Origin of the sequence: Clostridium sp. DSM 8431 (assembly GCF_900116755.1) — a bacterium.
GTDB lineage: Bacteria > Bacillota > Clostridia > Clostridiales > Clostridiaceae > Clostridium.
This window is the reverse complement of sequence record NZ_FPBY01000089.1, coordinates 1-14,470: the sequence shown is the minus strand read 5'-3', so window position 1 is coordinate 14,470 and position 14,470 is coordinate 1. Positions and strand designations below refer to the sequence as shown.

7 protein-coding genes and 1 pseudogene are annotated in these 14,470 nt (G+C 31.6%); all 8 read right to left on the bottom strand.

The window, feature by feature from the left end; translation table 11 throughout:
* Positions 1 to 338 precede the first annotated feature (338 nt).
* Positions 339 to 3,851, bottom strand: a complete 3,513-nt coding sequence (gene nifJ, locus BM384_RS10250; protein WP_090013405.1) for a pyruvate:ferredoxin (flavodoxin) oxidoreductase — start codon at positions 3,849 to 3,851, stop codon at positions 339 to 341.
* A gap of 203 nt (positions 3,852 to 4,054) precedes the next feature.
* Entirely contained in the window at positions 4,055 to 5,128 is a 1,074-nt protein-coding gene (locus BM384_RS10245; protein WP_090013403.1) for an undecaprenyldiphospho-muramoylpentapeptide beta-N-acetylglucosaminyltransferase, read from the bottom strand.
* A gap of 38 nt (positions 5,129 to 5,166) precedes the next feature.
* Positions 5,167 to 6,942 carry a single-stranded-DNA-specific exonuclease RecJ gene (recJ, locus tag BM384_RS10240; protein WP_090013406.1) on the bottom strand — a complete coding sequence of 592 codons (1,776 nt, stop codon included), beginning with the start codon at positions 6,940 to 6,942 and terminating at the stop codon, positions 5,167 to 5,169.
* 79 nt (positions 6,943 to 7,021) lie between these two features.
* Positions 7,022 to 7,564 (bottom strand): DJ-1 family glyoxalase III, encoded by a 543-nt coding sequence (locus BM384_RS10235; RefSeq protein WP_090013402.1) that lies wholly within the window; start codon positions 7,562 to 7,564, stop codon positions 7,022 to 7,024.
* Between the two features lie 25 nt (positions 7,565 to 7,589).
* A complete protein-coding gene (locus BM384_RS10230; protein ID WP_090013400.1) occupies positions 7,590 to 10,505 on the bottom strand; it encodes a DNA topoisomerase IV subunit A in 2,916 nt (971 codons plus the stop codon).
* Positions 10,506 to 10,522: 17 nt separating this feature from the next.
* Positions 10,523 to 12,472 (bottom strand): DNA gyrase/topoisomerase IV subunit B, encoded by a 1,950-nt coding sequence (locus tag BM384_RS10225; protein ID WP_090013398.1) that lies wholly within the window; start codon positions 12,470 to 12,472, stop codon positions 10,523 to 10,525.
* 147 nt (positions 12,473 to 12,619) lie between these two features.
* On the bottom strand, positions 12,620 to 14,011 hold the full coding sequence (locus tag BM384_RS10220) for a glycosyltransferase family 2 protein (RefSeq protein ID WP_090013396.1): 1,392 nt from the start codon (positions 14,009 to 14,011) through the stop codon (positions 12,620 to 12,622).
* 224 nt (positions 14,012 to 14,235) lie between these two features.
* Positions 14,236 to 14,470 (bottom strand): annotated as a pseudogene (locus BM384_RS10215) (IS701 family transposase); the annotation flags it as partial.

Here is a 14,470-nt window from a genome sequence, read left to right as displayed (position 1 = left end):
ATAATATAAGGCTTCCCCAGTTAAGCTTGCCTGCCCCATATGAACACATCCATAAAAACTTATAAAGTAACTACCGAACTTTGGACTTTCCTACTTTTTGCAAGGTTATCCACTTTATAAGCCAATACTTGGTTTACTTGCGTTATGTTCCATATGTCCTCTAGCGCTTCCTTCATACCTTATCGTTGCCAATAACGCACTTGCATTCGAGTTGTCTTCCTATCGGGACGGCGACGCAGGCTTCTTTCAGCCTGCTGGCTCAGCAAACATGCTGGGCGAACAAAAAAGAAGCAGATTATACAATCTGCTTCTTCAATATATTAAGTTATTAGCTGTTATTATTCAGCAGCTGCTAACTTCTTGTATCCAGCTAATCTTTCCATAGCATCATTGTAAGTCTTTTCAAATAATGCTTCTGCTGCTTCTGGGAATGCTTTAGCAAGTGATGCATATCTTACTTCACCCATTAAGAATTCCTTAAAGTCTGCAGTTGGTTCTTTAGAATCTAAGCTGAATGGGTTCTTAGTCCCCTTTAATTGTGGATTGTATCTGTATAATTGCCAGTATCCACATTCAACAGCTCTCTTACCTTCTAATTGGCTGTTACCCATACCAAGCTTAATTCCATGGTTAATACATGGAGCATAACCAATGATTAATGATGGTCCTTGATATGCTTCTGCTTCTGCAATAGCCTTAAGTGCTTGATTTCTATCTGCACCCATATCTATTTGAGCAACATATACATAACCATAAGTCATTGCCATCATACCAAGGTCTTTCTTCTTAGTCTTCTTACCACTTGCAGCAAACTTAGCAACAGCAGCTGTTGGTGTAGCCTTAGAAGATTGTCCACCTGTATTTGAGTAAACTTCTGTATCGAATACCATAATATTTACATCTTCACCTGATGCTAATACGTGGTCAACTCCGCCGTATCCGATATCGTAAGCCCATCCGTCTCCTCCGAAGATCCATTGAGATCTCTTAACGAAGTAGTCTTTTTCAGCTAATATAGCCTTAGCTTCTGGAGTATCAACAGTCTTTAATGCTGCTTCTAATCTTTCAGCTCTAGCTCTAGTTCCTTCACCATTATTAACATTTTCTACCCAGTCTTCTATGGCAGCTTTAGCTTCTCCATCTATACCAGCTTCTAATGCTTTCTTACAGTTTTCAACTATTCTTTCTCTTATAGTCTTAACTCCCATGAACATACCTAAACCATATTCAGCGTTATCTTCAAATAATGAGTTAGCCCAAGCTGGACCATGTCCATTATGATTAGTTGTATATGGTGATGATGGTGCAGAACCACCCCAAATTGATGAACATCCTGTAGCGTTAGCTATCATCATTCTGTCACCAAATAATTGAGTTATAAGTTTTGCATATGGAGTTTCTCCACAACCTGCACAAGCTCCTGAGAACTCAAGTAATGGTTGTTCGAATTGGCTACCCTTAACTGTAGTCTTCTTCATTGGATTTTCCTTTGGTGAAACTTCATCCATACAGTAATTCCAAGCTTCCATTTGGTTAGCTAGAGTTTCTTGTGGTTGCATTACTAAAGCTTTTCCTGGTGCAGGACAAACTTGAGCACAATTTCCACATCCAGTACAATCTAATGGTGTTACAGCCATGAAGTATTGTAATGGTTCTTCAGTCTTAATTGCCTTAGCTGGTACAGCAGTTAATGATGCTGGTGCATTTTCAACTTCTGCATCAGTTAATAATACTGGTCTTATTGCAGCATGTGGACATACAAATGAACATTGGTTACATTGTATACATTTAGTTGAATCCCATGCTGGTACGTTAACAGCAATTCCTCTCTTTTCGAATGCTGCAGTACCTGCTTCCCAAGTACCATCTTCCATTCCTACGAATGTAGATACTGGTAAGCTATCTCCTTCTTGTCTGTTCATTGGTTCAACGATATTCTTAACGAAGTCAGATTTCTTTTTTGTTTCCTTAACTTCTTCATCAACAGCGTCTTTCCATGCAGCAGGAATTTCTATCTTAACTATAGAATCAATTCCCTTATCTATAGCAGCGTTGTTCATATCAACAACTTTTTGTCCTTTTTTACCATATGAAGTAACAACTGCATCTTTTAAGTATTTGATTGCATCTTCAACTGGTATTATCTTAGCTAATTTGAAGAATGCTGATTGCATAATCATGTTAATTCTTCCGCCAAGTCCGATTTCTTGAGCTATCTTAACAGCATTTACTGTATAGAAGTTAATGTTATTTTCAGCCATGAATCTCTTATATGAAGCTGGTAATTTTTCTTCTAAATCTTCTGGACTCCAGATAGTATTTAATAAGAATGTAGCTCCTGGTTTTAATCCATCAAGTACATTGTACTTATGAACATAAGATTGGTTAGAGCATGATACGAAATCTGCTTTATTTATTAAGTATGGTGACTTAATTGCTTTTTTACCAAATCTTAAGTGAGATACTGTTATACCACCTGATTTTTTAGAATCATAGAAGAAGTATCCTTGAGCATACATGTCTGTATGGTCACCAATAATCTTAATAGCACTCTTGTTAGCACCAACAGTACCATCTGATCCTAATCCCCAGAACTTACATGCTGTAGTTCCTTCTGGTGTAGCATCTATATCTTCAGTTACTTCAAGAGAAGTATTAGTTACATCATCTACTATTCCTATAGTGAATCCGTTCTTTGGTTCGTCTTTAGCTAAGTTTGCATAAACTGCAGCTATATGTCCTGGATTTGGATCCTTTGAACCAAGACCAAATCTACCACCAACGATAACTGGAGCATTTTCTCTCCCATAGAATGCATCCTTAACGTCTAAGTATAATGGTTCACCTGAAGCACCGATTTCTTTAGTCTTATCAAGTACAGCAATCTTCTTAACTGTGCTTGGAATTGCTTTTATTAATTTTTCAACTGAGAATGGTCTGTAAAGTCTTACTTTAACAACACCAACTTTTTCTCCGTTTGCATTTAAGTAATCTATAGTTTCTTCACATACATCTGTTACAGATCCCATTGCTACGATAACTCTATCAGCATCTGGAGCTCCATAATAATCGAAGCAGTGATATTCTCTTCCTGTAAGTTTTGTTATTTCAGCCATGTAGCTTTCTACTGTATCTGGTAAAGCTGCATAGAACTTATTAACAGATTCTCTTTCTTGGAAATAGATATCAGCATTTTGAGCTGTACCTCTTGTAACTGGATGATTTGGATTTAATGCTCTATTTCTGAAAGCATTTAATGCATCATAATCTATTAACTTAGCTAATTCATCATATTCAAGAACTTCGATTTTTTGTATTTCATGAGAAGTTCTAAATCCATCAAAGAAGTTTAAGAATGGAATTCTTGACTTAATTGCAGATAAATGTGCAACTGCTGCTAAATCCATAACTTCTTGAACTGAACCTTCAGCTAACATTGCAAAACCAGTTTGTCTTGCAGCCATAACATCTTGATGATCACCAAATATGTTAAGTGAAGATGTAGCAAGTGCTCTTGCTGATACGTGGAATACTGCTGGTAATAATTCTCCAGCAATCTTGTACATGTTTGGAATCATTAATAATAAACCTTGTGAAGCAGTAAATGTAGTTGTTAATGCTCCTGCTTGTAATGATCCGTGAACTGCACCAGCTGCTCCTGCTTCTGATTGCATTTCTACAACTTTTACTGGTTGTCCAAAAATATTCTTTCTTCCTTGCGCTACCCATTCATCAACATGTTCTGCCATAGGTGATGATGGTGTTATTGGATAGATTGCAGTAGCTTCTGTGAACGCATAAGCAATATGAGCTGCTGCCGTATTACCATCCATAGTTTTCATTTTTCTCATCGCGTAGACCCCTCTTTCAAAATTAAAATAAGTTTCATGTTCTAATGCCTAAATATAACTCTTTAAACACCGACTCTCTCATTTTAGATAAATAAACCTACCTATTTCATTATATAACACCAAAATAAATTTGCAAGGTAATTTATTTAACTCAATTAAATTAGGAATAATACAAATTTTCTGTCATTTCAAACTTTTCACTTTTATTTTTTCAAAGACTGCATAATTACTTTAATTACAGCATCATTTCCAACCTGTTTATTACCTTTTTTAATGTTATTTACTATATTTTGCTTTTGCTTTTGCATTTCTCTTACTTTTTTCATGAAAGATTCTTTGGTAATCTCTTCTTCTTCTAATACAAGAGAAAAACCTTCCTTTTCAAAAGACTTAGCATTTAATATCTGATCTCCTCTGCTGGCTTTTCTTGATAAAGGAATTAATAATGTAGGTTTTTTTAGAGCTAAAAATTCAAAAATAGAATTTGCTCCTGCTCTTGAAACTATATAATCTGCCATTGTCATTAAATCTGGTAATTCTTCATTTACATATTCATATTGAATATATCCTTTTTTATTTTTTAGAGATTCATCTATATTTCCTTTTCCACAAATATGAATAATGTCAAATTCTTTTAATAGTTCATCTAAGTTATCTCTTATAACGTCATTTAAAACCTTAGACCCTAAGCTTCCACCCATAATAAATAAAATTTCTTTTTCTCCAGTAAATCCAGTTTTCTTTAATCCTCTAAGCTTAGAACCTTCTAAAATTTCTTTTCTTATTGGGCTTCCTGTTAATATTCCCTTATCACCTTTTACATACTTTAAACTTTCTCTAAAGGTTACGCATAATTTATCACAAAATGGTGATGCTAGTTTATTTGCAAGACCAGGTGTAATATCTGATTCATGAGCTACAACAGGAATCTTTTTTATAGAAGCTGCAATAACTACTGGCACTGAAACAAAGCCTCCTTTTGAGAATATAACATCTGGTTTTTCCTTTGATATTATTCTTCCAGCTTCAAATACTCCCTTTAAAACCTTGAATGGATCTGAAAAGTTCTTAATATCAAAATATCTTCTTAATTTTCCTGATGATATAGAATAATAAGGTATTTTATTCTTTTCTATTATTTCCTTTTCAATACCATTTTTACTACCTATATATTTAACCTCAAACCCCTTTTCTTCAAGTGCTGGTATTAGCGCTACATTAGGTGTAACATGCCCTGCTGTTCCTCCACCTGTCATAATAATCTTATACTTACTCACAAGTAATCACTCCTCATTATTTTATGTATAATACTAAATTAATTTGATATTCTCATATTCTTTATATTAAGCTGTAAGCTTCTTCTACCCATATATTCATTTATACCTGGATAATATATTATATCCATTCTAAAATCAGCATATCCATCATCTAGTAACTTTAAGAATTTTTCTTTCCCAAAAGAATCTATATATGCTTCTTTAAATTCTTCATATTTATCAAAATTAACACCTTCAATAATAGCATTTCTATCATTCATTAAAAACCTAAATTTCATGAAGTTTTTTTCTTTTCCCATAAAGAATACTCTTGTAACATGAAGATTTTTCACTGCGAATAAAGGACTATTATTCCCTTTACCAAAAGGTCTTAAAGATTCTATATTCTCTATAAGCTCTTCATTTATATGTTCTAAAGGAAGTGGAGAATCTATTCTTATAACTGGCAACACATCTTCATCTCTTAAGCTACATTTTTCATTAAGTTCCTTTTTTAATAAAGGTAAATTTTCTTCCTTTACTGAAAGCCCTGCTGCCATTGGATGTCCTCCAAACTTTTCAATTAAGTTCTTACATTTATTAAGTTCTTCAAACATATTGTACCCTTCTATACTTCTTCCAGAACCCTTTGGCATATCTTTTCCTTTTGTCATTATAATTGTTGGAAGATTAAATCTTTCCCTCACTCTTCCTGCCACAATACCTGCAATACTTTCATGAATTTCTTCATCATAAACTACTATAACTTTATCATTTTCATAGTGCTCTTTATCTATTTTTTCTATGACTCTCTCAACACTTTCAGATGTTAAATCTTGTCTAACCTTATTTAAATCAACTAGTGTTTTAGCTAATTTTTCAGCTTCTTCATCATTTTCTATAAGTAAAAGTTCTACAGATAAATCTGCCGTTTCAAGTCTTCCTGTAGCATTTATTGTTGGACCCAAAACAAATCCAAAGTGATATTCTCCTATTTCTTTCCCTTCAAGACCTGTTTCTTTTATCAAGGCTTTAAGTCCCTTATTTTCAGTCTTATTAATAATTTCTAAGCCTTTTTTAAGTATTATTCTATTTTCACCTTTAAGCTCTACTACATCACATACAGTAGCCATAGCTGCATATTGAAATAATTCCATATAATCATTAATATCTTTTCCCATACTCTCTAAAAGACATAAAGAAAACTTTAATGCTATTCCTGCCCCACATAAATCTTTAAAGCCATAATCGCAATCCTTTTGTTTTGGATTTATAACTGCATCTGCCTTAGGCACATGAAATGTTCTTTTTCCCTCTTCCTCTACATAAGGTATATCATGGTGATCTGTAACAACTACAGTAAGGCCTAATTCTTTAGCTAAGTTTATTTGATCAAAAGCAGCAATTCCATTATCACATGTAAGAATAACTTCAGCTCCCTCTTCTTTAAGCTTTCTTATCCTATTACTATTAATACCATAGCCTTCTTCTTCTCTATTTGGTATATAGTAATTGCAGTTAGCATCTAGATTTTTTAAAGTCTTATAAAGAATAGCTGTACTACACACACCATCACAGTCATAATCTCCATATATAATTATCTTCTTTTTATTAATTATAGCTTCTTTTATGAAGGATATTCCCTCTTTCATATCCTTCATAATATATGGATCTAATAAATCATTAATGCTTCCATAAAGGAAATTTTCTGCTTCTTTTCTTGTACTTATATCTCTATTAGAAAGCAGTCTTGCTATTAATGGATGAAGTTTTATTTCTTGATTTAAGTTTTCATATTCAGTTTTTCTGTTAATAACCATCCACTTTTCTTTCAAAATAAACTCTCCTCTTCTCTTTAACATGGAAATTCCTGCGAAATTTTTTTCCGCAGGAACTCTAATCATAGATTCACTATTACTTATTATATAACATACCTTTTTTTAAGTCATTATAAGTTTCATTTCCTAAAACCTTTAATAACTCATAACCAAATTCCATTGCTGTGGCAGGTCCTCTACTTGTAATTATGTTTCCATCAATAACTACATTTTCTTCTTTATAATTACATCCTTTAAGTTCTTCTTCAAAACCTGGATAAGAAGTTATATTTTTATTTTCTACAATACCTGCTGCAGCAAGTACTATAGGAGCTGCACATATTGCTGCTATAAGTTTACCTTCTTTATTAAACTTCTTTACAGTTTCAAGGACCTTTTTATCCTCTTTAAGATTTGTTGCACCTGGCATTCCACCTGGAAACACTATTAAATCATATTCATTTATATCTTCTGATAAAACTTTATCAGCTATAACTTTAATGCCATGTGCTCCTATTACTTCTAAATCTTTTATTGAAACCATATGGCATTCAACATTTCCTCTTCTTATTATGTCAACTACTGTTAAAGCTTCAATTTCTTCAAAACCTTCTGCTAATAAAACTGCTGTTTTTTTCATAATTAAATTCCTCCTTAAATATACCTTACATAAGATTTATAGTTTTTAATTCATCATCAATCTGTATCATTATAACAGAACTTCCTCTTCCTGCTCTATTTTGAAGTTTAATTGTATTTACATATATCTTACTTATTTCTTTATTTTTTGTTTGTACTTCTAATATATACTTATCTAAAGAGGTTACCGCTATCTCTCCACTTTCATTTTGTTCTATGTTAACAAATACTTTTGCAAAGAAGACTTCATCATCTTCTTTTATGCTAATACCAGTTACACCCGATGCAATTTTACCCATCGGATTAACATTATTAACTGGGAATCTTATTACCATTCCTTTCTTTGTTATCATAACCATAAATCCTATACTCAAACTAGATATATCTACTGATATTACTTCATCTTCTGTAGATTTAAATTTATAAGCTTGTTGCATTAAGAACTCGCCTTCAAATTCACTTAAAATAGTCTTCTTAACAAGACCTTTCTTAGTTACAGTATACACTGCCAAATCATCTTTGTAATCTTTAATAGAATAAATAGCAAGTATTTTTTCATCCTTTTCTAATCCATCTACTAAATCATCAATTTTTATTTCTTCCTTTTCTATTTTCTCTGCAATAAGGAATGCCTTTAACTTAATTGCTTTTCCCTTGTTAGTAAACATTATTAAATCACTTAATGAATCTGTACTTGTTTTAAGCGCATCACTCTTTTTAGCCTTTGCAAAAGCTTTTAAAGTTCTTTTTGCTGTTACTCCAACTGTATATTCTACATAATTCATAGATTCAACATACTCAGCTGATATAACATAATCCTTATCTGCTATATTAAATAATTGCTTTCCTAAAACGTTTCTTGGCATATTTTCAAGGCTTGGAATCTCAATCGTAAATTCTAATCCTGATTTAGTAACAAACTTAAAGAAGTTCATTTCTTCATTTTTAAACTGAGCTTTTATAACTTTTTCATTATCTCTAAGTTTAGTAGCTTGAATCTTGCTGTAATTTGTTGCAAAGTTATCAAGAGAAGTTTCTTTTATACTTCCTCTATTAGTTATAATAGTAACAAATTTATCACTTCTAAAGTTATCTACAGACTCTACAGCAATAATATTTTCTTCATTAAGATCTAAAGCTTTAATTAAAGAATCAATCTTCTCACCTTTTTCTTTCCACTTTCCTTCTGGAATATTGATTCCTTTAATCTGATACATGTTACCCTTATCTGTAAACATTACTAGGGTATCCTTAGTATTAGATTTTACAAGATACTTAAGTTCATCTCCATCCCTATACTCAATATCTTCAGGGTTAGAATTTGATCTTATATAATTCTTGTATGGAATTCTCTTAATGTATCCATCCTTAGAAAGAGTAACCATAACCTCTTCTACTACCACAAGTTCTTCTAAATTAATTTTAGCTTCACTTTCATCTTCAATGATTTTAGTTCTTCTTTCATCTGAATACTTATTACTTATTTCTTTAAGCTCTTTTTTCACTACCTTAAATAGTTCTTTTTCATTTGATAGTATCTTTTTAAGTCTATTTATAGTCTTTTCTAATTCCTTATATTCTTTTTCAAATATTGTTATTTCAAGACCTGTCAATCTATAAAGCATAAGTTCAAGTATTGCTAATGCCTGTGCTTCTGTAAAACCAAAGTTATTAACTAAGTTTTCTCCTGCATCTTTTTTAGATTTAGATTCTCTTATTGTTTTAATAACTTCATCTAGTATATTTATAGCTTTTATAAATCCTTCAACTATATGGAATCTCTTTTCAGCTATTTCTAGTTCCTTCTTACTTCTTCTTGTAATTATATCTTTTTGATGTTCAACATAATATTTAATTATTGTCTTTAAGCCCATTGTTTGAGGCTTTCCATCAGCTAATGCAACCATATTAAAGCTCAAATTACATTGAAGGTCAGTCTTTTTATATAAATACTTTAATACTTTTTCTGCTCCAGCTTCATCAACTGATTTTTTAAATTCTATAACTGCTCTAATACCAGTTCTATCTGATTCATCTCTTATATCAGTTATACTTTCTAATGCTTTCGCATGTTTCTTATCCCCTGTCATTTCGGATATTGTCTGTAAAAGCTTAGCCTTATTTCTCTTGTATGGGAATTCAGTTATTACAATTCCCATTCTTCCATTTTCTAATTTTTCAATGGAAGTCTTTGCTCTATAACTAACCTTTCCTTCACCAGTTTCATAAGCTGCAAGAAGCGACTTCTTTCCTATTAATACTCCTCCAGTTGGAAGGTCTGGTCCTTTTATATAATTCATTAATTCTTCAGTTGTTATTTCATTATTATCTATGTAAGCTAAAACACCTTCAGTAACTTCACCTAAGTTATGTGGAGGTATATTAGTTGCTAAACCTACAGCTATACCAAAAGTTCCATTTACTAAAAGGTTAGGGTATCTACTTGGAAGAACCTTTGGTTCCATAAGACTATCTGAATAGTTTGGAACCATTTCAACAGTTTCCTTATCAATATCTCTAATCATCTCCATAGCAATATTAGACATTCTTGCTTCTGTATATCTCATTGCCGCTGCACTATCACCATCAATTGATCCCCAGTTTCCATGCCCTTCAATTAAAGGTGCTCTTGTGGAGAAATCTTGAGCTAATATAGCCATAGCATCATATACTGATGAATCTCCATGTGGATGGAACTTACCTAAAATATCTCCTACTATTCTTGCAGATTTATAATAAGGTCTATCTGGAAAAGCCTTTAATAAATATGCTCCGTATAATATTCTCCTGTGAACCGGTTTTAATCCATCTCTTACATCTGGAAGCGCTCTTTCTTTTGCAACTTCAATGGCATATGGTAAATAGTTATCCGGCATTGCTTCTTCTAAAGTAACTGTAATTATATTATGATCTTTAGGAAGCACATTAACTTTCTTTGCCATAATTTACTCCTTTCTTTCTAGAACTCACCATACTTATACATATAGTTCTTTCTAGGTTCAACAACATCACCCATAAGAAGTGATACCATTTTTTCTGCTTTTGATGCATCTTCTATTGTCACTTGAAGAAGAGTTCTGCTTTCAGGGTTTAAAGTTGTATCCCATAATTGATCAGGGTTCATTTCTCCAAGTCCCTTATATCTTTGTATTAATGCACCTTTTCCTATTTCTTTTTTAACTTTTTCTAATCCTTCATCACTATAAGCATATTTATGAACTTCACCATTTTTAGTATTTTTATAAACTTTATATAATGGTGGTTGTGCTAAATATAGATGTCCATTAGTAATTAAAGGTCTCATATATCTGTATATATAAGTCATCCATAATGTTCTAATATGATATCCATCAACATCGGCATCACTCATAATAATTATTTTGTTATATTTTAAATCATCTTCATTATAGTTATCTAATGTTCCTGTTCCTATTGCAGCATTAAATATTTTTAATTCTTCTGAAGCTAATACATTTTCTAACTTTTGCTTTTCAGTATTCATTATCTTACCTTTTGAAGGCATTATAGTTTGGAATCTTCTGTCTCTAGCCTGTTTTGCTGAACCACCGGCCGAGTCTCCTTCCACTACTATAAATTCATTAACTGAACTATCCTTTTGAGTACATACTGCCACCTTTCCTGCAAGTGGAGCTGTCCCTTTACCTATTTTTTTCTTTTCAGCATCATTTATCTTTTTAATTTTTTCTCTTCTTTGAGCTGCTTGAAGAGCATTATTTATTAAGCTTGTAGCGAGTTCCTTATTATCTTCAATCCACTCTGATAGTTTTGTATAAGCTAACTCATTCATCATAGTATAAGCTTCATTATTACCAAGTTTAGTTTTTGTCTGCCCTTCAAAAACTGGATTGGTGATTTTTATTCTGACTATGGCAGTCATACCTTCTCTTAAATCATCACCTTCAAATTCCTTATCCTTTTCTTTAATTAACCCAAGCTTTCTTGCACCTTCTTTAAAGGCTCTTGTCATACCAGTTTTAAAGCCTGTTTCATGAGTTCCTGCTTCTGTTGTTGGTATATTATTAACAAAACTTGCTATGTAATCAGTAGTAGAATCAGTAAACTGCATACATACTTCTCCATACATATCTATATGATTTACATTTTTCTCACCACTAAATAGTATAGGTGTTTGATGTATAGGTGTCTTACTTTCATTTAAATACTTAATGAAATCTAAAAGACCATTTTCTGAATAATATTCTTTTTCTACAACTTCATCTTTTCTTCTATCTATAAGCTTTAAGTGCATTCCTTTATTTTGGAAGGCTAATTCTTGTAATCTTTCATCTATTACATCAAATTTAAAATCTGTTGTAGAAAATATATCTTTATCAGGCATGAAAGTAATAGTAGTACCTGTATCTTTTGCTTTTCCTACAACCTCAAGTTTAGTTACTGGAGTTCCTGGCATATCTTTTTTAAATTGGCTGTCATATGCATATTCAAATCTTTGACGATAAATATTTCCGTTTTGATGCACTTCAACTTCTAACCACTTTGAAAGAGCATTTACAACTGCTGCACCAACTCCATGAAGTCCACCAGAAGTTTTATAATTTTTATTATTAAACTTTCCTCCTGTATGAAGTTCAGTAAATACCATTTCCACACCACTTTTTTTCTTTATAGGGTGTATTCCTGTAGGTATACCTCTACCATTATCTATAACTGTAACACTTTTATCTTTATTTAATATAATTTCAGCTGTATCTCCATATCCATTTGCTATTTCATCAATAGCATTATCTAAAATTTCCCATATGCAATGATGTAGTCCCTTAGTTCCTGTAGATCCTATATACATACCCGGTCTAACTCTAACGGGTTCAAGTTTTTCTAAGGAAGTTAAATCTGTAACATCATATGAAGAATTCATTTCTTTGTTCATATACGTCCTCCAATTCCAATAATGTCAAGGATTATCTACTTACTTTTATAATCTCTAACATTCAATATACTTTTTTTTACGACTTATGTCAAAATTTAAGGCGAAGCCACTGAAATTATCAGCACTCCGCCTTTTCTAATCTATTAATTATACGTCATATATCTCGACATTTCTAACATGTTTAGTTGGATTCCATTCCTTATTATTCTTTCTAAGAATACCTTGAATTGTGATTGGTATCCAAGTCAAAGTATAAATACTATATAATAAATATCTTATGAAGAACATTAATCCTTTTCTTCCTAAGAATATTAATACAGCAATAAAGAATGCCAAATAAAACCCTATATTAGTTAAAGTAACCATTCTCCAGTCAGTTTGATTTGCCACCACAAGAGGCATTATAAATATATTACTTGAGAATAAAACTAACATAGCAAAAAATCCTTTAGATATCTTCTTATCTAAAATAAGTACAAGTGGTGTAATTATAAACTGTATGAAGGCTAAAACTTGGAACCCAATATTACTAAATAAATCATTAATAACAAAGATATTTGTTCCTGAAAAGTACCCTCTTAAGAAAGTTAATACTGTAGCTACACCAATTAATAATGTTGCAAATGGTTGTAATACATATAAAGCTGCATCAAATACATACCACTTTCTTTCCTTAAGTGCTTTTTTAATAAGCTTTAAGCAATATCTTGATGCTACATCTGTAAATCCTTGCATCCATCTTCTTCTTTGAACCCATGAAGCTTTTAATCCTAAAGGCTTTTCATCATATATTTTTGCATCATGTGCCCATCCTACTTTTTCACCATTTAATATAAGTTTACATGTGAACTCTAAGTCTTCTGTAAGACATGTAGCTCCCCATCCTAACTCTTGCAACTTATCAGTTGAAACAGCAAAACCTGTTCCTCCTATTTGGTTTGATAATCCAATATTATTTCTTGCAAGCTGGAACATTCTATTTTGTGACCAGAATGCAATTGAATATGAAGCTGCAATCCATGAATCATTTGGATTTTTACTGTCTATATAACCTTGTACAACTTTATATCCTTCACTCATTTTTGAGTTCATTTCTTTTAAGAAATCTGGATGTACTAAATTATCAGCATCAAATATAGATACTGCATCATACTTTTTATCCATAGCGAATAATTTTTTAAACATCCATTCTAAGGCATATCCTTTACCTTTCTTTTCTTTATTAAATCTTTCGCAAACAATAACTCCGTCATATTTTCTTGCTATTTCAGCAGTTTTGTCTGTACAATTATCAGCAATTATAAAAATATCATATAATTCTTTAGGATAATTTTGTTTCTGCATACTTTCAATAAGTTGCCCAATTACAACTTCTTCATTATGTGCAGCTACAATCATCGCAAATCTATTCTTAGGTGTATAATTCTTCTTTTCTCTTTTTCTAAATAATCCAAAAAGACCCAAGACTGCATAATATCCAGTTAGTATAAACACAAAGATTTGAAATACTGCTGTAACCGTATATATAATATCTCCCATTCTATTCACTCCTAATTTTATTAGATTAGAACTTATCTTTTTTACTTTTTTCGTAATTATATACCTATATTAATATAGTGCAAATGCCTTTAAAAATCAAGTAGATAATCTTAATTTTAAATTAATCTTCACTTACATATTTATTTTCTCATTTTTTTATAATGAATACTATGATAGTGCATTTTTACTTGAAAAATTTTACAGTCAAGTAACCAAACAGAATCCTAAGCTATTTTTAATGACTCAAAAATTTCTTCTATCGGCGTACCACTTGCGGCAGCTTCATAGATAAATATTACTTTAGATTTTTGTAGATCCTTCTTAGCAGATTTATATCCAGTATTGAAGTGATAAGAATTATTAGAATACATTTTGCAATAAGTATAGTTTATTAACATTATTGTTAGATATCTATTAATACTTTTTTCACTTCTTACTTGATATCCATCAAGGCCTAAG